General features: G+C 59.7%; 19 protein-coding genes. 11 read left to right on the top strand and 8 right to left on the bottom strand.

Annotated features, from left to right (window positions below):
* Positions 1 to 26 precede the first annotated feature (26 nt).
* The 6 genes from HMPREF3142_RS17560 to HMPREF3142_RS29495 form a co-directional block, all read right to left on the bottom strand.
* On the bottom strand, positions 27 to 1,343 hold the full coding sequence (locus tag HMPREF3142_RS17560; RefSeq protein ID WP_223168408.1) for an NtaA/DmoA family FMN-dependent monooxygenase: 1,317 nt from the start codon (positions 1,341 to 1,343) through the stop codon (positions 27 to 29).
* Between the two features lie 58 nt (positions 1,344 to 1,401).
* Positions 1,402 to 2,301: an ABC transporter substrate-binding protein gene (locus tag HMPREF3142_RS17555; RefSeq protein WP_023297855.1), complete on the bottom strand. Its 900-nt coding sequence runs from the start codon at positions 2,299 to 2,301 to the stop codon at positions 1,402 to 1,404.
* Positions 2,302 to 2,361: 60 nt separating this feature from the next.
* Complete coding sequence (locus HMPREF3142_RS17550; protein WP_004203269.1) at positions 2,362 to 3,030, bottom strand: ABC transporter permease; 669 nt, start codon at positions 3,028 to 3,030, stop codon at positions 2,362 to 2,364.
* Positions 3,030 to 3,659: an ABC transporter permease gene (locus tag HMPREF3142_RS17545; protein WP_070612258.1), complete on the bottom strand. Its 630-nt coding sequence runs from the start codon at positions 3,657 to 3,659 to the stop codon at positions 3,030 to 3,032. Before HMPREF3142_RS17545 ends, HMPREF3142_RS17550 begins: the two co-directional genes overlap by 1 nt.
* Complete coding sequence (locus tag HMPREF3142_RS17540) at positions 3,652 to 4,740, bottom strand: ATP-binding cassette domain-containing protein (RefSeq protein ID WP_012967793.1); 1,089 nt, start codon at positions 4,738 to 4,740, stop codon at positions 3,652 to 3,654. The genes HMPREF3142_RS17545 and HMPREF3142_RS17540 overlap by 8 nt, the downstream gene beginning before the upstream one ends.
* A 437-nt stretch (positions 4,741 to 5,177) precedes the next feature.
* Complete coding sequence (locus tag HMPREF3142_RS29495; protein ID WP_162494490.1) at positions 5,178 to 5,318, bottom strand: hypothetical protein; 141 nt, start codon at positions 5,316 to 5,318, stop codon at positions 5,178 to 5,180.
* Between the two features lie 179 nt (positions 5,319 to 5,497).
* Between HMPREF3142_RS29495 and tdcA the strand changes: the two genes are divergently transcribed.
* The 5 genes from tdcA to pflB all read left to right on the top strand — a co-directional run bounded on the left by tdcA (position 5,498) and on the right by pflB (position 12,432).
* Positions 5,498 to 6,436, top strand: a complete 939-nt coding sequence (gene tdcA, locus HMPREF3142_RS17535) for a transcriptional regulator TdcA (RefSeq protein WP_064171070.1) — start codon at positions 5,498 to 5,500, stop codon at positions 6,434 to 6,436.
* Between the two features lie 93 nt (positions 6,437 to 6,529).
* Positions 6,530 to 7,519 carry a bifunctional threonine ammonia-lyase/L-serine ammonia-lyase TdcB gene (gene tdcB, locus HMPREF3142_RS17530; protein WP_002910762.1) on the top strand — a complete coding sequence of 330 codons (990 nt, stop codon included), beginning with the start codon at positions 6,530 to 6,532 and terminating at the stop codon, positions 7,517 to 7,519.
* A 25-nt stretch (positions 7,520 to 7,544) separates the two neighbouring features.
* Entirely contained in the window at positions 7,545 to 8,876 is a 1,332-nt protein-coding gene (gene tdcC / locus HMPREF3142_RS17525; RefSeq protein WP_004200322.1) for a threonine/serine transporter TdcC, read from the top strand.
* 27 nt (positions 8,877 to 8,903) lie between these two features.
* On the top strand, positions 8,904 to 10,109 hold the full coding sequence (tdcD, locus tag HMPREF3142_RS17520) for a propionate kinase (RefSeq protein ID WP_012967795.1): 1,206 nt from the start codon (positions 8,904 to 8,906) through the stop codon (positions 10,107 to 10,109).
* A 28-nt stretch (positions 10,110 to 10,137) separates the two neighbouring features.
* Positions 10,138 to 12,432, top strand: coding sequence for a formate C-acetyltransferase (gene pflB, locus HMPREF3142_RS17515; protein ID WP_042948033.1), 2,295 nt, complete (start codon positions 10,138 to 10,140; stop codon positions 12,430 to 12,432).
* Between the two features lie 51 nt (positions 12,433 to 12,483).
* Here pflB and HMPREF3142_RS29490 read toward each other — a convergent pair whose 3' ends face one another.
* A complete protein-coding gene (locus HMPREF3142_RS29490; RefSeq protein ID WP_004225356.1) occupies positions 12,484 to 12,630 on the bottom strand; it encodes a hypothetical protein in 147 nt (48 codons plus the stop codon).
* Positions 12,631 to 12,919: 289 nt separating this feature from the next.
* Between HMPREF3142_RS29490 and HMPREF3142_RS17510 the strand changes: the two genes are divergently transcribed.
* The 5 genes from HMPREF3142_RS17510 to HMPREF3142_RS17490 all read left to right on the top strand — a co-directional run bounded on the left by HMPREF3142_RS17510 (position 12,920) and on the right by HMPREF3142_RS17490 (position 17,886).
* Positions 12,920 to 13,978, top strand: coding sequence for a branched-chain amino acid ABC transporter substrate-binding protein (locus HMPREF3142_RS17510; RefSeq protein ID WP_162494489.1), 1,059 nt, complete (start codon positions 12,920 to 12,922; stop codon positions 13,976 to 13,978).
* Between the two features lie 109 nt (positions 13,979 to 14,087).
* On the top strand, positions 14,088 to 15,002 hold the full coding sequence (locus HMPREF3142_RS17505; RefSeq protein WP_008804338.1) for an ABC transporter permease subunit: 915 nt from the start codon (positions 14,088 to 14,090) through the stop codon (positions 15,000 to 15,002).
* Between the two features lie 9 nt (positions 15,003 to 15,011).
* Positions 15,012 to 16,298, top strand: coding sequence for a high-affinity branched-chain amino acid ABC transporter permease LivM (gene livM, locus HMPREF3142_RS17500; RefSeq protein ID WP_012967797.1), 1,287 nt, complete (start codon positions 15,012 to 15,014; stop codon positions 16,296 to 16,298).
* Positions 16,295 to 17,170: an ABC transporter ATP-binding protein gene (locus HMPREF3142_RS17495; RefSeq protein ID WP_070612257.1), complete on the top strand. Its 876-nt coding sequence runs from the start codon at positions 16,295 to 16,297 to the stop codon at positions 17,168 to 17,170. The genes livM and HMPREF3142_RS17495 overlap by 4 nt, the downstream gene beginning before the upstream one ends.
* The gene (locus HMPREF3142_RS17490) at positions 17,167 to 17,886 is read left to right on the top strand and encodes an ABC transporter ATP-binding protein (protein WP_008804341.1); all 720 of its coding nucleotides are present in this window, start codon (positions 17,167 to 17,169) and stop codon (positions 17,884 to 17,886) included. Before HMPREF3142_RS17495 ends, HMPREF3142_RS17490 begins: the two co-directional genes overlap by 4 nt.
* Positions 17,887 to 17,891: 5 nt before the next feature.
* Here HMPREF3142_RS17490 and HMPREF3142_RS17485 read toward each other — a convergent pair whose 3' ends face one another.
* Positions 17,892 to 18,785 carry a LysR substrate-binding domain-containing protein gene (locus tag HMPREF3142_RS17485; RefSeq protein WP_070612256.1) on the bottom strand — a complete coding sequence of 298 codons (894 nt, stop codon included), beginning with the start codon at positions 18,783 to 18,785 and terminating at the stop codon, positions 17,892 to 17,894.
* 283 nt (positions 18,786 to 19,068) lie between these two features.
* Here HMPREF3142_RS17485 and pckA point away from each other — a divergent pair, with 283 nt between their 5' ends.
* Positions 19,069 to 20,712 carry a phosphoenolpyruvate carboxykinase (ATP) gene (gene pckA / locus HMPREF3142_RS17480; RefSeq protein WP_012541305.1) on the top strand — a complete coding sequence of 548 codons (1,644 nt, stop codon included), beginning with the start codon at positions 19,069 to 19,071 and terminating at the stop codon, positions 20,710 to 20,712.
* Positions 20,713 to 20,725 lie beyond the last annotated feature (13 nt).

Here is a 20,725-nt window from a genome sequence, read left to right as displayed (position 1 = left end):
TCTGTGCCGGGGCGGGTCACGTCGGGCTACGGCGCGGTGAAGCGGTTTTCCACCGCGGGCAGACCGAGCTTTTCACGCAGGGTGCCGGGCGGGTAGCGATCGCGCATGACGCCGTTACGCTGCAGAATCGGCACCACCTGGTCAACAAAGCGGTCAAAGTCTCCCGGCAGCAGCGGGAACATCAGGTTGAACCCATCGGCGGCGCCCGCCTGCCAGGTCTCCGTTAAGGCGGCGGCAATCTCCTCGGCGCTGCCCAGCAGCAGCCAGCTATCGGAACTCTGTAATAACAATTTCCCCAACTCCAGCAGGGTGAGCCGCGGATCGTACTGGCGGATAAGCTTCAGCGCCGTGCGGATGCCATCAAAGCTCTCTTCATCGGGGAGCGGCGGCAGGGGTTGGTCCCGTGGCAGGGTGCTGAGATCCATCCGAAGATAAGAGGAGAGCAGGTCGATAGCCATCTGGTCGCTCATCAGCTGCTCGTTAAGCTGCTGGCGGGCCGCCTTTTCCTCGCTGGAGTTCACCACCACCGGCAGGACCCCGGCGATAATTTTGAAATGGGCCGGATCGCGCCCGTGCTGGCGCAGCCGCTGGTTCATCTCTTCGCGATAGGCCAGCCCCTCGGCGATCGAGTGAATAAACACAAAGTGCATATCAGACCAGGCGGCGGCCAGCGCTTTTCCCGCCTCTGAAGAGCCGGCCTGCACCAGCAGCGGATGGCCCTGCGGCGGGCGAGGGACGTTGAGCGGGCCGCGCACGCGAAAGTACTCGCCCTGATAGTCGAGGTGATGCACCTTGCCGGCATCGGCGAATAATCCGTGCGCTTTATCGAAGATCGCCGCGCCATCTTCCCAGGAATCCCACAGGCGAGTGACCACGTCGATGAATTCACTGGCCCGCTGGTAGCGGGTGCCGTGGCGGGGAAGCTGCTCCAGACCGAAGTTTGCCGCCTCTTCTTCCAGCCACGACGTCACCACATTCCAGCTGGCCCGGCCATTGCTGAGGAAATCCAGCGAGGCAAAGTAGCGCGCCAGGTTATAGGGTTCGTTATAGGAGGTCGACGCGGTGGCCATCAGACCGATATGCTCCGTCACCGCGGCGAGGGCGGAGAGCAGCGTCAGGGGTTCAAGCCGGGCGTTGGCATAGTGGGTCAGGCCGCTGGGCACCGTATCCCACACCGCGATATGGTCGGCGACAAAGATAGCGTCGAGGGTCGCCGCTTCGGCCTTGCGCGCCAGACTGGCGTAATAGTTGAGGGTAAATATTTCCGCTTCTGGTGCGTCAGGGTGACGCCAGGAGAAACGGTAATCCCCCTGCGGGTTATAAAAGAACAGGTTCAGGATCATGTGTCGGGTAGACATAGCGTGGACTCGCGGCTGAACGCCATCCGTGGCGGGGTGACGGTCAGTGTTGGGGGAGGTTGGCATTAACCCATTGCTCGGCGACGGCTGCCGGATCTTTATGCTGGAGATCCACCTGCTGGTTGAGGGCAATCAGCGTGGCATTGTCCAGCTTGCCGGAAACCTCATTGAGCACGGCGCTGATCTCCGGCGTCAGGCTGGCTTTGCGCACCAGCGGCACCACATTCTGACTCGGTTGTTCATGTTTATCATCCTCGAGGACCACCCATTTCTCCTTCGCCAGGTTGCCCTGGGTGGAGACGACCGTCGCGACGTCGATTTTGCCCGAATTGAGCGCCAGCCGGGTCAGCGGCCCGCCCATGTCCAGCGATTTCACCGCTTTGAACTCAAGTCCATAGACGCGCTTCAGCCCCGGCAGGCCCAGGGCGCGTACCGCCAGCTCCGGTGGTCCGCCGATCACCAACTGCGGGGCGACGGGCTTCAGGTCGGAGAGGGTGCGCAGATGGTATTTCTCCGCGGTCTCGGCACGTACCGCCCAGGCGGTGATCGAGGTGGCCGGGGCCGGGTTCAACAGGGTGAAATCGGCGGGCAGGGCCTGGGCCAGCTCAGCGCTGACCGCCTGCTGGCTGGTGGCCTCGGTCTTGCCGTTATAGAAATTGAGCAGGGCGCCAAGATATTCCGGAACGATATCGATCTCACCGCTCTGCAGCGCCGGAATAATAATTTCCCGGTTGCCAAGGTTGAGACGGGTGTTGGCCTCGATATGATTTTTCTTTAACGCGCTGGCGTAGATGTTGGCGAGAATGGAGCTTTCGGTAAAATTGGCCCCGCCCACCGTGACGCTGGCGGCAAAGGTGCTAACGCTCAGGCTGAAGAGCCCGGCGGCCAGCAGCGAGAGACGAAATCGACGGGCGGTGACGGCCTTGCCAAATAATTGCTTCATAATACCTCTTTTATTTTCAGGTTAATCAGCCCCAGGCTCTGGGGTCATGTCAGTTTCACGCTAATAAGGCGCGGCAATACGGCGATGAACCAGGCGGCCGGCGCAGCGGGCGAAAAGCAGTTCACCGCCTATCGCCAGCAGGGAAACCACCAGCGAGCCGCCGATCACCTGCGGGATATCCCGCTGCCCGAGGCCGTCGATCAGAAAACGTCCCAGCCCGCCCAGACCGGCATAGGCCGCGACCACCGCCGTGGCGATAAGCTGAACCAGCGCCGTGCGCACACCGGCGAGGATCAGCGGCGCCGCCAGGGGGATCCGCACCTGCCACAGGCTTTGCCAGGGGGTCATGCCCAGCGCGATGGCCGCATCGCACAGCGGGCGATCGGCGTGATAAATCCCCACCCAGGTGTTAGTGAGGATGGGCGGGATCGAGAGCGCAATAAGCGCCGCCAGCACCGGGATATCGTTAAAGCCAAAAACGATGATGCATAATAAAATCAGCCCTAACGACGGAATGGCGCGGCCAAGATTAAACAGGTTAATCACCACGAAGGCGCCTTTGCGCCAGTAGCCCAGCGCGATGCCGAGCGGCAGGGCAATGGCGCAGGCCACGGCCATACTGACCAGCACGTAATAAAGGTGTTGGCCCAGGCGCAGCAAGATGCCCTCGTCACCCAGCCAGTGCTCCGGCTGGGTTAGCCAGTGAAAAGTAGCAAGAAGCAGGGTCATCATTCCGTCCACGGCGCTAGCCAGTCGCCGAGACGGGCAATCAGCCCGTCAAAGACCAGCGACAGGAGCAGGCTCAGGACCAGGCTAACGACTATCGGCGTCAGAAAGTCCTGATTAAAACCCGCCAGCAGTAGCTGCCCCAGCCCGCCCTGGCCGATCAGCGCAGTGACGGTGACCAGGCCGACCAGCGTCACCGAGGCAATGCGCAGCCCGGCAAACAGAGAGGGCAGTAGCAGCCACAGCTCGATATCGAAGAAGCGGAACCCGCGGGTGTAGCCGAGCGCCCGCGCGGACTCCAGCGCCGCCTGCGGCAGCTTCTCCATGCCAGCCAGCAAGTTGCGCAGCAGGATCAGCAGGGAGTACAGCGTCAGGCCAATCAGCGAGGTGGTCAGCGACAGCCCGGTAAACGGCAGCAATAAAATAAACAGCGCCAGCGAGGGAATGGTAAAGAGCACACCGCACAGGGTGATGAGCGGCTGCGCCGTCGCGGGCCAGCGTAAGGTCACCGCTAACAGGCCGCCGGTGAGCAGGGAGCCGAACAGCAGGGCCAGCAGGACCATCCGCGCATGCTGCCAGAGCAGATCGCCGATCATCGCGTGGTTATCGATAACCCAGCTCCAGTCAATCATGAGATCGCACCCCCACCGCGCCGTCGAGCACCTGCTGCAGCAGGGTGTGGGATACCGCCCCCTGGTATTGGCCTTCGTCATCCACATGCACCAGCACGCCGGTCGCCACGTCGAGCAGCGCGCTGTAGGCAAAACGCAGGCTGTGGCTGCTGGCGAGTGGGCGCTCCACCGGCAGGGTGAGGCCCCGCTGCGGATCGAACCAGTGCAGCGGGCGTCGCTGGCGGTCAAGCACCAGACGCAGCGGGCTGGCCAGCGGTGGATGGGTACTGGCGATCGGCGTCAGCGCTTCGTCGAGCAGGGGGACATCGTGACGCGGCAGCTGGCCGACCTGTATCATGCCCAGCCGCTTCAGATTGGGCTCCGGGCCGATAAAGCGGCGCACGAACTCGCTCGCCGGGTGGGCCAGAATACGGTCGGGTGTATCAAACTGCGCCAGCACGCCACCTTCCTGGAAAATGGCGATTTTATCGCCGAGACGGATCGCTTCATTGATGTCGTGGGTCACTAATACAATGGTTTTCTGCAGCCGCTGTTGCAGGAGCAAGAGCTCATCCTGGAGGCGTTCGCGGACCACCGGGTCGATGGCGGCGAAGGGCTCATCCATCAGTAAAATGGGCGGATCGGCGGCGATGGCGCGGGCGATGGCCACGCGACCCTGCTGGCCGCCGGAGAGCTGATGCGGATAGCGGTGCAGCAGATGACTATCGAGCGACATCAGCGCCACCAGTTCGTCAATCCGCGCGCGGATCCGTGCTTTGCTCCAGCCCGCCAGCCGCGGCACGGTCGCGATATTTTGCGCCACGGTACGATGGGGAAAGAGCGCAGCGCTTTGCATCACGAAGCCGATCTGGCGGCGGATCTGGATAATATCAGCGTCAGCGAGGCGGACCCCCTGAATATAGACGTCGCCGCTGTCGGGAATATCCAGCTGGTTAATCATCCGCAGGATAGTCGTTTTTCCGCAGCCGCTCGGGCCGACGAAGGTGCAGAATTCGCCATGATCAATATCCAGACTGAGGTCGCGAATGGCCGGCTGGGCGCTGCCTGGATAGGTTTTAAAAAGATGCGTTAATTTAATCATGGCGGAATTCAACACTCTGAATAATAAAGTCCTGACCCGGATAAAGTGGCGCCGGGATCCTGGCTCAAACTACAGAGCGCCTGCGGGGAGGGCAAATACGTTATTTGCATTTGCATAGTGAAAAGCTGGTTAATCAGTTGCTATGGAAGAGAGGCCGGGAAGTTGTTTTATGGATTTGTGATCGGCAACACAAATGACTCTCAAGCGGCCACCGTAAAAGATAAATTACCAGGGTTGATTTTAATCAAAGTATGACCGCCTGCGATATGGCGGAAAAAGCAGCGCCGTCCGCCGCAAAACAAAAACAAGATTGTGAATTTAATGTTTCTATCGTGTAAATAATGACCGCGCATTTTGCCCAACCGCCGGGGATAAAATGTGATGCCCGACCGGCTTGTCGTTAAATAACGGCGTTTATTACGTCTGCTTTTTATTGTTTACAGCATTAATTTAATTTTCGGCTTTCTTCTCACCCTGATAGCGCGGGTCGAATAACGTACAAAAGGCGTATTTTTTATCGCCATTTCGCTGTCGATGTTATCGCCATCAATTATTTTTATCCCCGCATTCGACCACAGTAAAAGGCGCGCAAATAGCGTTTATGATGCTTGTAATTTGTTGATTTTAATTTACTTATTCTGACTCGTGGCTCCTGCTTATCCTCCGCGGCGGAGCCTTTGTGAGAGCTCTCACATAACCCGGTGATCGCGATTTGTTACACTTTCCGCCGTCAACAAAGGAATGAAAGTGAGACGCGATGAATACTTTTTCTCTGCCTAAAACACAGCATCTGGTGGTTTTCCAGGAAGTGATCCGCAGTGGGTCAATCGGGGCCGGAGCAAAAGCGTTAGGACTCACTCAGCCGGCGGTCAGTAAAATCATTGGTGACATGGAAAGTTATTTTGGCAGCGAATTAATCGTCCGGCGAAATACCGGCGTCTCGCTCACCGAGGCCGGGCAGGTATTTCTCAACTGGTCAGAAGTGATCACCCGTGAAATGAAAAATATGGTCAATGAAATGAATGCCCTGACCAACAGCTCGGTGGTGGATGTCTCCTTTGGTTTCCCTTCGCTGGTCGGGTTTACCTTTATGTCGGAGATGGTGCATCAGTTTAAAATGACCTTCCCGAAGGCGCGGGTATCGATGTATGAAGCGCAGCTCTCCGCTTTTTTACCGGCGATCCGCGACGGGCGTCTCGACTTCGCCATCGGGACGCTGAGCGATGAGATGAAACTGCAGGACCTGCACGTCGAGCCGCTGTTTGAGTCTGAGTTTGTGCTGGTGGCGAACCGGGCGCGGATCGGCAACGGCACCGTCCGTCTGGCCTCGCTCCAGCATGAGCAGTGGGTGCTGCCGGAGACCAATATGGGCTATTACAGCGAACTGCTGGCCACCCTGCAGCGCAGCGGCATCCGCCGCGAAAATATCGTCAATACCGATTCGGTGGTGACGATCTATAACCTGGTACTCAATGCCGATTTTCTGACGGTGATCCCCTGCGACATGACCACGCCGTTCGGCTCGAGCCAGTTTGTCACCATCCCCATTAAAGAGGCCTTGCCGGTGGCGCGCTATGCGGCGGTATGGTCGAAGAATTACCGGCTTAAAACCGCGGCGGCGTCGCTGGTGGAGATGGCGAAACAGTACTCTTCGGGGCAGGGAAACCGCCACTGGCAGCAAATAGAAATTGCCTGACTGATATTGATTAAATAACCCAACACACGTCCTCGCTGTTATCAGCAGGATGACGCCCGGTCATTGACTTTATATTAAGATACAGAGGCCATCATGCATATTACCTACGATCTTCCGGTATCCATTGACGATATTCTCGAGGCGAAGCAACGCCTGGCGGGAAAAATATATAAAACGGGCATGCCCCGCTCGAATTATTTTAGCGAACGCTGCCAGGGGGAAATATTCCTTAAATTCGAAAATATGCAGCGCACGGGCTCATTTAAAATTCGCGGCGCGTTTAATAAGCTCTGCGGTTTAACCGCGGCGGAAAAACGCAAAGGGGTGGTGGCCTGTTCGGCGGGCAACCATGCGCAGGGGGTCTCGCTCTCCTGCGCCATGCTCGGCATTGACGGGAAAGTGGTGATGCCGAAAGGGGCGCCGAAATCGAAAGTCGCCGCCACCTGCGATTATTCGGCAGAGGTAGTCCTGCATGGCGATAACTTTAACGATACCCTCGCCAAAGCCAGCGATATTGTTGAACTTGAGGGCCGTATTTTTATTCCCCCCTATGACGACCCGCAGGTTATTGCCGGGCAGGGAACGATTGGTCTCGAAATATTAGAAGATCTGTATGACGTGGATAATGTCATCGTGCCGATTGGCGGCGGGGGATTAATTGCCGGCATCGCGATTGCGATTAAATCCATTAACCCGACGATCCGCATTATTGGCGTGCAGTCAGAAAATGTTCACGGGATGGCCGCCTCCTGGTATGCCGGGGAGATCACCAGCCATCGCCACGCCGGCACCTTAGCCGATGGTTGCGATGTCGCCCGGCCAGGGAAACTGACTTATGAAATCGCCCGCCAGCTGGTGGATGACATCGTCCTGGTCAGTGAGGACGACATTCGCCAGAGCATGGTCGCCTTAATTCAGCGCAATAAAGTGATCACCGAAGGGGCCGGGGCGTTGGCCTGCGCCGCGTTATTAAGCGGCAAACTAGACAGCTATATCCAGAACCGCAAAACGGTCAGCCTGATTTCCGGGGGCAATATCGATCTCTCGCGGGTATCGCAAATTACGGGTTTTGTTGACGCTTAATTCAATACATAAGTGAGGACAGGATATGAGTACGACTGAGAGCATTGCATCCAGCCAGACAAGCCTTTCGTCCTGGCGTAAATCTGACACCACCTGGACCCTGGGCCTGTTTGGCACCGCTATCGGCGCCGGGGTGCTGTTTTTCCCTATTCGCGCTGGCTTCGGCGGGCTGATCCCGATCCTGGTGATGCTGGTGCTGGCCTATCCCATCGCCTTTTATTGCCATCGGGCGCTGGCCCGGCTATGCCTGTCGGGGGCTAACCCCTCCGGCAATATCACCGAAACGGTGGAAGAGCATTTTGGCAAAACCGGCGGGGTGGTGATCACCTTTCTGTACTTCTTCGCCATTTGCCCGCTGCTGTGGATTTATGGCGTCACGATCACCAATACCTTTATGACCTTCTGGGAGAACCAGCTGCAGATGCCGGCCCTCAACCGCGGGGTGGTGGCGCTGCTCCTGCTGCTGCTGATGGCGTTTGTCATCTGGTTTGGTAAAGACCTGATGGTCAAGGTGATGAGCTATCTGGTGTGGCCGTTTATCGCCAGCCTGGTGGTGATCTCCCTGTCCCTGATCCCTTACTGGAATAGCGCGGTGATTGACCAGGTCAACCTCAGCGATATCGCCTTAACCGGTCACGACGGCATTCTGGTGACGGTATGGCTGGGCATCTCCATCATGGTGTTCTCCTTTAACTTCTCGCCGATCGTCTCCTCGTTTGTGGTCTCCAAACGCGAAGAGTATGAAGCGCAGTTTGGCCGGGAGTATACCGAACGCAAATGCTCACAGATCATCTCCCGGGCCAGCATGCTGATGGTGGCGGTGGTGATGTTCTTCGCCTTCAGCTGCCTGTTTACCCTCTCGCCGCAGAACATGGCGGACGCCAAGGCGCAAAATATCCCGGTGCTCTCCTATCTGGCGAACCACTTTGCCTCGATGTCGGGCACCAAATCCACGTTTGCCACCCTGCTGGAGTATGGCGCGTCGATCATCGCCCTGGTGGCCATCTTCAAATCGTTCTTCGGCCACTATCTCGGCACCCTCGAGGGGCTGAACGGTCTGATCCTGCGCTTCGGCTATAAAGGGGATAAAACCCGGGTCTCCAGCGGCAAGCTCAATACCCTGAGCATGGTGTTCATCATGGGCTCGACCTGGGTGGTGGCGTACGCCAACCCCAATATCCTCGACCTGATTGAGGCCATGGGCGCGCCGATTATCGCCTCGCTGCTGTGCCTGCTGCCGATGTACGCCATTCGTAAAGCGCCTTCGCTGGCCAAATACCGTGGACGTCTCGATAACCTCTTTGTGACCGCCATTGGTCTGCTGACCATCCTCAACATCGTTTACAAACTGTTCTAATCCGGCTCAGGCCACGCGGAGTACAACATGACTGAATTTCCGGTAGTACTGGTGATCAACTGCGGCTCGTCGTCGATCAAATTTTCCGTCCTGGACGCCGCCAGCTGCGACTGCCTGCTGAACGGCGTGGCCGAGGGCATCAACGCGGAACGGGCGTTTCTCTCGCTCAACGGCGGCGAGCCGGTGGCGCTGGCGCAGCGCGGCTATGAAGGCGCCCTGCAGGCGATTGCCGGAGCATTAGCCCAACGCGACCTTATCGACAGCGTGGCCCTGATTGGCCACCGCGTCGCCCACGGCGGCGACCTCTTCACCGAGTCGGTCATTATTAGCGAGGAGGTTATCAATAACATTCGCCAGGTATCATCCCTGGCCCCGCTGCATAACTACGCCAGTCTCAGCGGCATCGCCTCGGCGCAGCGGCTGTTCCCGCAAGTGATGCAGGTGGCGGTCTTTGATACCAGCTTTCACCAGACCCTGGCCCCGGAAGCTTTTCTCTATGGTCTGCCGTGGGAGTATTACCAGAACCTCGGGGTACGCCGCTACGGTTTCCACGGTACCTCGCACCGCTATGTGTCCCGGCGCGCCCTGGCGCTGCTCGGGTTGCCGGAGCAGGAGAGCGGCCTGGTGATCGCCCACCTGGGCAATGGCGCCTCGATCTGCGCGGTGCGCAACGGCCGCAGCGTGGACACCTCGATGGGAATGACGCCGCTGGAGGGGCTGATGATGGGCACCCGCAGCGGCGATGTCGACTTCGGCGCCATGGCGTGGATTGCCGGGGAGACCCGGCAGACCCTCAGCGACCTGGAGCGGGTGGCCAACACCGCCTCCGGCCTGCTGGGGATCTCCGGCCTTTCCTCCGACCTGCGGGTGCTGGAGCAGGCGTGGCATGAGGGCCATGCCCGCGCCCGCCTGGCAATTAAAACCTTTGTCCATCGCATCGCCCGTCATATTGCCGGTCACGCCGCGGCGCTGCAGCGTCTCGACGGCATTATTTTCACCGGCGGGATTGGCGAGAACTCGGTGCTAATCCGTCGGCTGGTGAGCGAGCGGCTGGCGGTCTTTGGCCTTGAGATGGACGTCGCCCGCAACCAACAGCCGAATTCGGTCGGCGAACGCCTGATCTCCGCCGACGCCAGCCGGGTGCGCTGCGCGGTTATACCTACCAATGAAGAGCGCATGATTGCCCTAGATGCGATCCGCTTAGGGCGGATCCACACGGCGGCGCTGGCCTGACTTTTTATTCTGTAGAGAGACGATGTTCATGAAAGTAGATATCGATACCCAGGATGTACGATACGCCGAGGCCTGGCAGGGCTTTCGCGGTACGGCGTGGCAAACGCAGATCGACGTCCGCGACTTTATTCAGCATAACTACACCCCTTACGAGGGCGATGAGTCTTTCCTCGCCGACGCGACGCCAGCGACCACCGCCCTCTGGGAGCAGGTGATGGCCGGGATCCGCGTCGAGAACGCCACCCATGCGCCGGTGGATTTCGACACCAATGTCGCCACCTCCATCACCGCCCACGCGGCGGGCTATATCAACCAGCCGCTGGAAAAGATCGTCGGCCTGCAAACGGACCAGCCGCTGAAGCGCGCCCTGCATCCTTTTGGCGGCATCAATATGATCAAAAGCGCCTTCGAGGCCTATGGCCGCGAAATGGATCCCGCCTTTGAGTATCAGTTTACGGCGCTGCGCAAGACCCACAATCAGGGGGTATTTGACGTCTATTCCCCGGATATGCTGCGCTGTCGCAAGTCGGGGGTGCTGACCGGGCTGCCGGACGGCTATGGCCGCGGACGGATCATCGGCGATTACCGCCGCGTCGCGCTGTACGGCATCCGCTATCTGGTTCGCGAACGTGAGCTGCAGTTTGCCGACCTGCAGCCAGCCCTTGAGCGCGGCGAGGCGCTGGAGGCCACCCTGCGCCTGCGCGAAGAGCTGGCCGAACAGCGGCGCGCGCTGCAGCAGATGCAGGAGATGGCGGCCCGCTACGGCTGCGATATCGCCCACCCGGCGCGCACTGCCCGGGAGGCGGTGCAGTGGCTGTACTTCGCCTACCTGGCGGCGGTGAAGTCGCAGAACGGCGGCGCCATGTCGCTGGGGCGCACGGCCACCTTCCTCGACATCTATATCGAACGCGATCTGCGGGCGGGTCGGCTCAATGAACAGCAGGCCCAGGAGCTCATTGACCACTTCATCATGAAGATCCGCATGGTGCGTTTCCTGCGCACCCCGGAATTTGACACGCTGTTCTCCGGGGATCCCATCTGGGCGACGGAGGTGCTGGGCGGTATGGGGCTGGATGGCCGCACCCTGGTCAGTAAAACCACCTTCCGTTACCTGCATACCCTGCACACCATGGGGCCGGCGCCGGAGCCGAACCTGACCGTGCTCTGGTCGCAAGCGCTGCCGGTGGCGTTTAAAAAATATGCCGCCCGGGTCTCTATCGCCACCTCGTCGCTGCAGTATGAGAACGACGATCTGATGCGCAGCGATTTTCACAGCGACGACTACGCCATCGCCTGCTGCGTCAGCCCGATGGTGATCGGCAAGCAGATGCAGTTCTTCGGCGCCCGCGCCAATCTCGCCAAAACGCTGCTCTACGCGATTAACGGCGGGGTGGATGAGAAACTGAAGATCCAGGTGGGGCCGAAAACCGACCCTCTGCGTGATGAGGTGCTGGACTATGACACCGTGATGGCCAGCCTCGACCACTTTATGGACTGGCTGGCGGTGCAGTACATCAGCGCGCTGAACATCATCCATTGTATGCATGATAAGTACAGCTACGAGGCGGCGCTGATGGCCCTGCACGACCGCGACGTCTACCGCACGATGGCCTGCGGCATCGCCGGCCTGTCGGTGGCGGCGGATTCGCTGTCGGCGATAAAGTACGCCCGGGTGAAGCCGGTGCGCGATCACCACGGGCTGGCGGTGGACTTTGTCATTGAAGGCGACTATCCGCAGTACGGCAACAACGACGATCGGGTCGATGCCATCGCCTGCGACCTGGTGGAGCGCTTTATGCGCAAAATTCAGGCGCTCCCCACTTGGCGCCAGGCAGTGCCGACCCAGTCGATCCTGACCATCACCTCCAACGTGGTATACGGACAGAAAACCGGCAATACGCCGGACGGACGTCGGGCGGGGACGCCGTTCGCCCCGGGGGCCAATCCGATGCATGGCCGCGACCGGAAAGGGGCGGTGGCGTCGCTGACCTCGGTGGCGAAACTGCCGTTTACCTACGCCAAAGATGGCATCTCGTATACCTTCTCCATCGTGCCGGCGGCCCTCGGCAAAGCCCCGTCGGCGCAGGAAAACAACCTGGTGGGGCTGCTGGACGGCTACTTCCATCACGAGGAGACGGTGGAGGGGGGACAGCATCTCAACGTCAATGTACTGAACCGGGAAAAGCTGCTCGATGCGATAGAACACCCGGAGGAGTATCCGAATCTGACGATCCGCGTCTCCGGCTATGCGGTCCGCTTTAACGCGCTGACCCGCGAGCAGCAGCAGGATGTGATCTCCCGAACGTTCACCAGCCAACTCTGAGCGGCCGCCAGGCCACGGGAGAGCCTTTAACGGGCTCTCCTGTTATCATCTTCACATTACCGCAACAAAATAATCACCACTGTTGATCATATTCGCATTTTTGCACCACGCTGGCGCGCAGCGACCGCTAACTGCATCTATGTTTAGCTCACGGGCCGGTACGGATACCGCGTTGTCCGGCTCGCCACGTGATGGCAACCGATCTCCTGACCTGAAAGGGAATGCGCCCTTGCCGGATGCGGCAAGGGTTGCCGTCGCGTGCGCACTGACCGGGGCGTCCGCGCTCCGGCGCGACCTCTCTACCTGGCGGGATTTTTGCTTCTTCCACCCTGGCCGTCCTGGCGCTGCGCCAACGTCGGCACCACACGGTAAGTGATATTTTCTGCGTCATTCCATGACGCCAGGCTTTACATCGCTGAGGAATATCCGAATGTCTTTGAAACTGAAAACAATGACGCTTCATGTTGTGATAGCAGGTTGTATGAGCATGGCCTTTTACGCCCAGGCAGACGTGAAGATCGGCGTCGCCGGGCCCTTTACCGGACCCAACGCCACCTACGGCGCCCAGTACTGGAAAGGGGCTTCACAGGCGGTGGCCGATATCAATGCCGCCGGCGGTATCAAAGGCGAAAAGATTGTGCTGGTGCAGGGGGATGACGCGTGCGAACCGAAGCAGGCGGTGGCGGTGGCCAACCGGCTGGTGGACGAAGCGAAAGTCTCTGCCGTGGTGGGGCACTTTTGCTCTTCCTCAACGATGCCGGCCTCCGAGGTATATGACGAAGCCGGGATCCTGACCATTACCCCCGGCTCGACCAACCCGCAGATCACCGAGCGCGGCATGAAGGATCTTTTCCGCATGTGTGGTCGTGACGATCAGCAGGGGGCGATTGCCGCCAACTATATGCTGGACGTGCTGAAGGCGAAGAAAATTGCCGTCATCCACGATAAAGACACCTATGGTCAGGGGCTGGCCGATGCCACCCGCGCGGCGCTGGCGAAGCGGGGCACCAAAGAAGTGTTGTACGAAGGCCTCTCCCGCGGTGAAAAAGACTTTAACGCCCTGGTGACCAAGATCGGCGCCCTCAAGCCGGACGTGGTCTACTTTGGCGGCTGTCATCCGGAAGCGGGCCCGCTGGTGCGTCAGATGCGCGAGCAGGGGGTGCAGGCTAAATTCTTCTCCGGCGACTGTATCGTCACCGAGGAGCTGGTGACGGCCGCCGGCGGGCCGCAGTTCACCAACGGCGTGCTGATGACCTTTGGTCAGGACCCGCGCACTCTCCCGGAAGGCAAAGCGGTGATCGAGAAGTTCCGCGCCAGCGGCTTTGAACCAGAAGGCTATACCCTCTACGCCTACGCCTCCATTCAGGCCATTGCCGCGGCCTGGAACGCCGTGGGTACCGATAACGCCAAAGCCAGCGACTGGCTGAAGAGCCACGACGTCGATACGGTAATGGGCAAGAAAGCCTGGGATGGCAAAGGCGACCTCAAGGTGTCCGACTACGTGGTCTATCAGTGGGACGACAAGGGCAAATATCATCAGCTCTGATCGGCCACGACCTGAGGACGCTCTGTCCTTTTGACTTGCGAATCGTCACATCACGGCGGTCGACCGGGAACGGAACCCGGCGGCCGTCTGCCTGGCGGCTGGAGGGGCTATGACGGCGTTTTTTCTGCAACAACTGATCAATGGGCTGACGCTGGGCGCAGTGTACGGCTTAATCGCCATCGGCTACACCATGGTGTATGGGATCATCGGCATGATCAACTTCGCCCACGGCGAGGTGTATATGGTCTCCGCCTATCTGTGCGCCATCGGCCTGGCGCTGCTCTCTTTCTTCGGGATCCACTCCTTTCCGCTGCTGATTTTCGCCACCCTGGTGTTCACCATCGTGGTCACTGGCGTATATGGCTGGGCGATCGAGCGCATCGCCTACCGGCCGCTGCGCAACTCGACGCGACTGGCGCCGCTGATCTCGGCTATCGGGATGTCGCTGATCCTGCAGAACTATGTCCAGCTGAGCCAGGGGCCGAACCAGCAGGGGATCCCGACGCTGCTCAGCGGCGCGCTGCGCATGACGGTGGGCGATGGGGTGGTGCAGATCACCTGGACCAAGGTGTTTATTCTCGTCGCGGCGCTGGTGGGGATGCTGACCCTGACCTGGATTATCCAGTACACCCGGCTGGGGCGCATCTGTCGCGCTACCCAGCAGGACCGGCGTATGGCGGCGATCCTTGGCATCAATACCGACCGGGTGATCTCCCTGGTGTTTGTCATCGGCGCGGCGATGGCCGGTCTGGCCGGCGTGCTGGTGACCATGAACTACGGCACCTTCGACTTCTATATCGGATTTATTATCGGCATCAAAGCCTTCACCGCCGCGGTGCTGGGCGGGATCGGCTCGCTGCCTGGCGCGATGCTGGGCGGACTGCTGCTCGGGGTGGCCGAAGCCCAGTTCGCCGGGCTGGTGAATTCGGATTACAAAGATGTCTTTTCCTTTGCGCTGCTGGTGGCGATCCTGATTTTTCGCCCGCAGGGGCTGCTGGGACGTCCGCTGGTGGCCAAGGTCTAAGGAGGCTTTATGGGTGAATTTACGCGCCAGCCTGCGCGGGATATCAAAAGCGCGCTGATCGACAGCGTGCTGGCCGGTCTTTGCGCGTTAATTGTCTTTGGCCCGATCGTCGGCGTGGTGCTCAAAGGGTATGGTTTTACCCTCGCGCCTGCGCGGGTGGCGATCCTCGTGGCGGTGGTGATGGCCGGCAGGCTGGCGCTCAGCCTGCTGCTGCAGAGCCGTCGGGGAAAAGCCTTTATTGCCCGCTTTGAGGGGGCGGATGACGGGGTGTACGTCCGGCCGCCGGGATACCGCTCGCGGCTGCGCTGGATAATGCCGCTGCTGGCGGTCCTGGCCATTGCCTTTCCATTTCTCGCCAGCAAATACCTGCTGACCGTGGCGATCCTCGGCCTGATCTACGTTCTGCTTGGCCTGGGGTTGAATATTGTGGTGGGCCTCGCGGGCCTGCTCGATCTGGGCTATGTGGCGTTCTACGCCATCGGCGCCTACGGCCTGGCGCTGGGCTACCAGTACCTGGGCCTCGGCTTCTGGGCGATGCTGCCGCTGGGGGCGGTGATGGCGGCCCTCGCCGGGGCGTTGCTGGGTTTTCCGGTGCTGCGCATGCATGGCGACTACCTGGCCATCGTCACCCTCGGCTTTGGCGAAATCATTCGCCTGGTGCTTAACAACTGGGTGAGCTTCACCGGGGGGCCCAACGGCGTACCGGTGCCGTCGCCCACGCTGTTTGGCCTCGAGTTTACCCGCCGGGCCAGGGATGGCGGCATCCCCATCCATGAGTTTTTCCACGTCAGCTACAACCCCAACCTGAAATTCATCTTTCTCTACGCCGTGCTGTGCCTGGTGGTGATGCTGGTGCTGCTGGTGAAACATCGTCTGACGCGGATGCCCATCGGCCGCGCCTGGGAGGCGCTGCGCGAGGATGAGATCGCCTGTCGGGCGATGGGGCTCAACCACGTGCTGGTGAAGCTCTCGGCGTTTATGCTCGGCGCGTCGACCGCCGGCATCGCCGGGGTGTTCTTCGCCAGCTATCAGGGGTTTGTTAACCCGACGTCGTTCACCTTTTTTGAGTCGGCGCTGATCCTGGCGATTGTGGTGCTCGGGGGAATGGGCTCCACCCTGGGAGTGGTGCTGGCGGCGTTTGTCCTGACGGTCACCCCGGAGCTGCTGCGCGGTTTTGACGAATATCGGGTGCTGCTGTTCGGCGTGCTGATGGTGGTGATGATGATCTGGCGGCCGCGCGGCCTGGTGCGCACCAGCCGCAGCGGGGTTGCGTTGCGAAAAGGAGTCGCGCCATGACCGACAGCATCTTACGCGTTGAGCATCTGATGATGCATTTCGGCGGCATCAAAGCGCTGAATGATGTCAATCTGGAGGTGGAGCGGGGGTCGATCACCGCCCTGATCGGCCCCAACGGCGCGGGCAAGACCACGGTGTTTAACTGCCTGACCGGTTTTTACCGGGCGACGGGGGGGAGCATCGTGCTGCGGGCGCGGGAAAAGGTTACCGATGTCATTCAGGTGCTGGGGCAGAAGCTTCACCCGGACGATTTTCTCCACCCGGCGCAGCTGGGGCGGCGGATCTATTACAAGATGTTCGGTGGCACCCATCTGGTGAACCGCGCTGGCCTGGCGCGCACCTTCCAGAATATACGTTTATTCCGCGAGATGTCGGTGATTGAGAACCTGCTGGTGGCCCAGCATACCCAGGTTAACCGCCATCTGCTGGCCGGGATCCTCAATACTCGTGGGTATCGGCAGGCGGAGAGTCAGGCGCTGGATCGCGCTTTTTACTGGCTGGAGGTGGGGGAGATGGTGGACTGCGCCAACCGTCTGGCGGGGACCCTCTCCTATGGACAGCAGCGGCGGCTGGAGATCGCCCGCGCCATGTGTACCCGCCCGGAGATGATCTGTCTGGACGAGCCGGCCGCCGGCCTCAACCCGGTGGAAACCCAGGCGCTGAGCCGGATTATTCGCTTTCTGCGCCAGCAGCACGGCATCACGGTGCTACTGATCGAGCATGATATGGGGATGGTGATGGAGATTTCGGATCATATCATCGTCCTCGATCACGGGGACGTCATCGCCCGCGGCGTGCCGCAGGCGATCCAGGCTAACGCCAGCGTGATTGCCGCCTATCTTGGCGCTGAGGAAGAGGAGACGCGCCGATGAGCCAGCCATTGCTTGCCTTTAATGAGGTGGATGTCTTCTACGGGCCGATCCAGGCTCTGAAGCAGGTCTCCCTCACCGTCAACGAGGGAGAGACGGTGGCGCTGATCGGCGCCAACGGCGCCGGTAAATCAACGCTGCTGATGTCGGTCTTCGGCCAGCCGCGCATTGCCGGCGGGGAGATTTTCTATCGCGGGGAGGCGATCAGCCGGAAATCGACCCACTTTATCGCCAGTAACGGCATCGCCCAGGCCCCGGAAGGGCGGCGCATCTTTCCCGATATGACCGTCGAGGAGAACCTGCTGATGGGGACCATTGCCATTGGCAACCGCTATCAGGCCGAAGACAAGGCGCGGATGTATCAGCTGTTCCCCCGGCTGGAAGAACGGCGGGGACAGCGGGCGATGACCCTCTCCGGCGGCGAGCAGCAGATGCTGGCCATCGCCCGGGCGCTGATGAGCCGACCGCGCCTGCTGCTGCTGGATGAGCCAAGCCTGGGGCTGGCGCCGCTGGTGGTGAAGCAGATTTTTCAGATCCTGCGCGAGCTGACGGCCCAGGGGATGACGCTGTTTCTGGTGGAGCAGAATGCCCGCCATGCCCTTAACCTGTCGGACCGCGCCTATGTGATGGTGAACGGCCAGATCCGCCTGAGCGGCAGCGGCCAGGCGCTGCTCAACGACCCGGAGGTGCGTAAGGCATATCTGGGGATCAGCGGCTGAGGGGGTTATTCCCGCGGTTCGTTACGGGTTTTAATGTGCTGCCAGAAACGTTCGGCGGCCTGGTTAAGCCGCGAGCCGGAGCGGTAGAGCCAGGCGCCGATCGGCAGCGACAGGCGGTCATCGAGGATCGTCAGTCGGCCTTCGTCCAGCTCGCGCTGAATAGAGTATTGCGGCAGCCAGCCCACGCCGTCGCCATTGAGGATCATGCGCTTGAGCAACTCGCTCATGGAAGAGACAAACGTAAGGGAGAAGGTGATCTCCGGCGTACGGTCGGTCACCTGGTTCACCTGGCGCCCCATATAGCTGTCGTTGGCGTATTTCATCAGCGGCAGCACGCCGCGATGTAAATGAAACAGCGGGCGGCCATGTTCGTCGCAGGGGGAGACCAGGTGCAGGTAAGAATCAAAAATTTTATGATTAATAAACGGATAGTTCATTAATTCTTCATTATAGAAGGAGAGGATAAAATCGCTTTTTCCCTCTTTCAGGTTAAATACGGCGTCGTTGACGTTAATCGATTCAACATGAAAAGTCTTATTTTTACGGTCGGTGTAACCGGCGATGATTTCCGGCAGTAATAACACCGACAGCGAAGGGGCCGCGTCGATTCTTATTTTCTGGGTCGTGTTATTTAAACCCTTAATACGACTGATCTGAAAATCCATGTCATCGAGCATATTTCGCGCATAGCCGACAAAAATTTTCCCGCGGTTGGTCAATTGCAGGGGGTTGGCGCTACGATCGAAGATGCTGAATCCGAGGGAGGCCTCCAGCGACTGGATGCGTCGACTGAACGAGGACTGAGAGATGTTGCGGGCTTTAGCCGCCAGGGTAAAGCTGCGCGACTCCTCAAGGGCAATCACATCATACAGCCATTTTACTTCCAGATTTGCCAACACCGATCCAGTCCTCAAAAACGCAATAAAGGCTATGCAATTTTAGCATAGCGCATAGAAACTATGCAATTAACATAATTATCGACAGGTGTTAACATTTTTTGGAAAGTTGAGATTTATGAATGCATATCGGCGACCCTACATGAGCACGATATGAAATCGCGACTCACGGTTATTTATTGCTTTATTTTATTGTCCAGGACTTATCTTATTAAATCGCCGGCGACGATGACGAAAGCAATGAATAACCCAGGCCTCTTACCTTAAATAGTTTGTCAGGAGTTCCATGTCACAACAAATTGAATCAGTTAAAATGGCTCTGCAGGAGCTGGGGATTAATGCAAGCGGCGAATTCTTTTACAACCCTGATTACGATTTGCTTATTGCACATGAAACCGCTCCTGAACTGACCGGCGCGGCCCGCGGCGTGATGACCGACTCTGGCGCTGTGGCTGTTGATACCGGGATCTTCACCGGCCGTTCACCGCGCGATAAATACATCGTCCGCGACGAACAGACTCGCGACACCGTCTGGTGGGCAGACTCCGGCCTCGGCCGCAATGACAACAAACCGTTATCGCCAGACGTGTGGCGCAGCCTGAAAAGCCTGGTGGCGGGCCAGCTGAGCGGCAAAAAACTGTACGTCATCGACGCCTGGTGCGGCGCCAGCCCGGACACCCGTCTTGGCGTGCGCTTCGTCACCGAGGTGGCGTGGCAGGCCCACTTTGTCAAAAACATGTTTATCGTGCCGAGCGCCGACGAGCTGGCCAGCTTTACGCCAGACTTCGTGGTGCTCAACGGCGCGGGCTGCACCAATGCCAACTGGCAGGCGCAGGGGATGAACTCCGAGAACTTCGTCGCCTTTAATCTCAGCGAGCGTATTCAGCTCATCGGCGGCACCTGGTACGGCGGCGAAATGAAGAAAGGGCTGTTCTCGGTCATGAACTACCTGCTGCCGCAGAAAGGCATCGCGTCGATGCACTGCTCGGCCAACCGTGGCGAAGCAGGGGATGTGGCGCTGTTCTTCGGCCTCTCCGGTACCGGTAAAACCACCCTGTCGACCGATCCGCATCGTCAGCTGATTGGCGATGACGAGCACGGCTGGGACGATGACGGCGTGTTTAACTTTGAAGGCGGCTGCTACGCCAAGACCATCAATCTCGACCCGCAGGCGGAGCCGGAGATTTATGGCGCCATCCGCCGCAATGCGCTGCTGGAAAATGTGGTGGTGCGCGCTGACGGCAGCGTGGATTATGCCGACGGCAGCAAAACCGAAAACACCCGCGTCTCCTATCCGCTGTCGCATATCGACAATATCGTCAAGCCGGTGTCCCGTGCGGGCCATCCGTCGAAGGTGATTTTCCTTGCCGCCGACGCGTTTGGCGTCCTGCCGCCGGTCTCCCGTCTGACCACCGAGCAGATGCAGTACCATTTCCTGTCGGGTTTCACCTCGAAGCTGGCGGGCACCGAGCGCGGCATTACCCAGCCGACGCCGACCTTCTCCGCCTGCTATGGCGCGGCGTTCCTGCTGCTTCACCCGACCCAGTACGCCAGCGTCCTGGCGGCGAAGATGGCGGAATCCGGTGCGGAAGCCTGGCTGGTCAACACCGGCTGGAACGGCGAGGGCAAACGCCTGTCGCTGCGCGATACCCGCAGCATCATTAGCGCGATCCTCAACGGCACTACCGGCCCGCTGCGCGATGAGGCCATCCCGGTGTTCGGTCTTGCGATCCCGCAGAGCATTCCAGGGGTAGACAGCGCGGTGTTGGATCCGCGTAATGGCTGGAGCTCAGCGGATAAGTGGCAGGAGAAGGCCGAGAGCCTGGCTCAGCTGTTTATGGATAACTTTAAGCAGTACAGCGATACCGAAGCGGGCGCGCGTCTGGCGCTGGCCGGTCCGCAGCTGCAGAATAGCGCGGTCGAAGCCTGATCCGCGGCCAGCA

This window comes from Klebsiella sp. HMSC16C06, from assembly GCF_001808325.1.
Classification (GTDB): Bacteria; Pseudomonadota; Gammaproteobacteria; order Enterobacterales; family Enterobacteriaceae; genus Klebsiella; species Klebsiella variicola.
This window is presented reverse-complemented; position numbering and strand designations above follow the sequence as displayed.

Bases quoted from the DNA above. Each gene is read 5' to 3' on its own strand.
- HMPREF3142_RS17560 (WP_223168408.1), bottom strand. From the start codon at position 1,343: ATGATCCTGAACCTGTTCTTTTATAACCCGCAGGGGGATTACCGTTTC.
- HMPREF3142_RS17555 (WP_023297855.1), bottom strand. From the start codon at position 2,301: ATGAAGCAATTATTTGGCAAGGCCGTCACCGCCCGTCGATTTCGTCTC.
- HMPREF3142_RS17550 (WP_004203269.1), bottom strand. From the start codon at position 3,030: ATGACCCTGCTTCTTGCTACTTTTCACTGGCTAACCCAGCCGGAGCAC.
- HMPREF3142_RS17545 (WP_070612258.1), bottom strand. From the start codon at position 3,659: ATGATTGACTGGAGCTGGGTTATCGATAACCACGCGATGATCGGCGAT.
- HMPREF3142_RS17540 (WP_012967793.1), bottom strand. From the start codon at position 4,740: ATGATTAAATTAACGCATCTTTTTAAAACCTATCCAGGCAGCGCCCAG.
- tdcA (WP_064171070.1), top strand. From the start codon at position 5,498: ATGAATACTTTTTCTCTGCCTAAAACACAGCATCTGGTGGTTTTCCAG.
- tdcB (WP_002910762.1), top strand. From the start codon at position 6,530: ATGCATATTACCTACGATCTTCCGGTATCCATTGACGATATTCTCGAG.
- tdcC (WP_004200322.1), top strand. From the start codon at position 7,545: ATGAGTACGACTGAGAGCATTGCATCCAGCCAGACAAGCCTTTCGTCC.
- tdcD (WP_012967795.1), top strand. From the start codon at position 8,904: ATGACTGAATTTCCGGTAGTACTGGTGATCAACTGCGGCTCGTCGTCG.
- pflB (WP_042948033.1), top strand. From the start codon at position 10,138: ATGAAAGTAGATATCGATACCCAGGATGTACGATACGCCGAGGCCTGG.
- HMPREF3142_RS17510 (WP_162494489.1), top strand. From the start codon at position 12,920: ATGGCCTTTTACGCCCAGGCAGACGTGAAGATCGGCGTCGCCGGGCCC.
- HMPREF3142_RS17505 (WP_008804338.1), top strand. From the start codon at position 14,088: ATGACGGCGTTTTTTCTGCAACAACTGATCAATGGGCTGACGCTGGGC.
- livM (WP_012967797.1), top strand. From the start codon at position 15,012: ATGGGTGAATTTACGCGCCAGCCTGCGCGGGATATCAAAAGCGCGCTG.
- HMPREF3142_RS17495 (WP_070612257.1), top strand. From the start codon at position 16,295: ATGACCGACAGCATCTTACGCGTTGAGCATCTGATGATGCATTTCGGC.
- HMPREF3142_RS17490 (WP_008804341.1), top strand. From the start codon at position 17,167: ATGAGCCAGCCATTGCTTGCCTTTAATGAGGTGGATGTCTTCTACGGG.
- pckA (WP_012541305.1), top strand. From the start codon at position 19,069: ATGTCACAACAAATTGAATCAGTTAAAATGGCTCTGCAGGAGCTGGGG.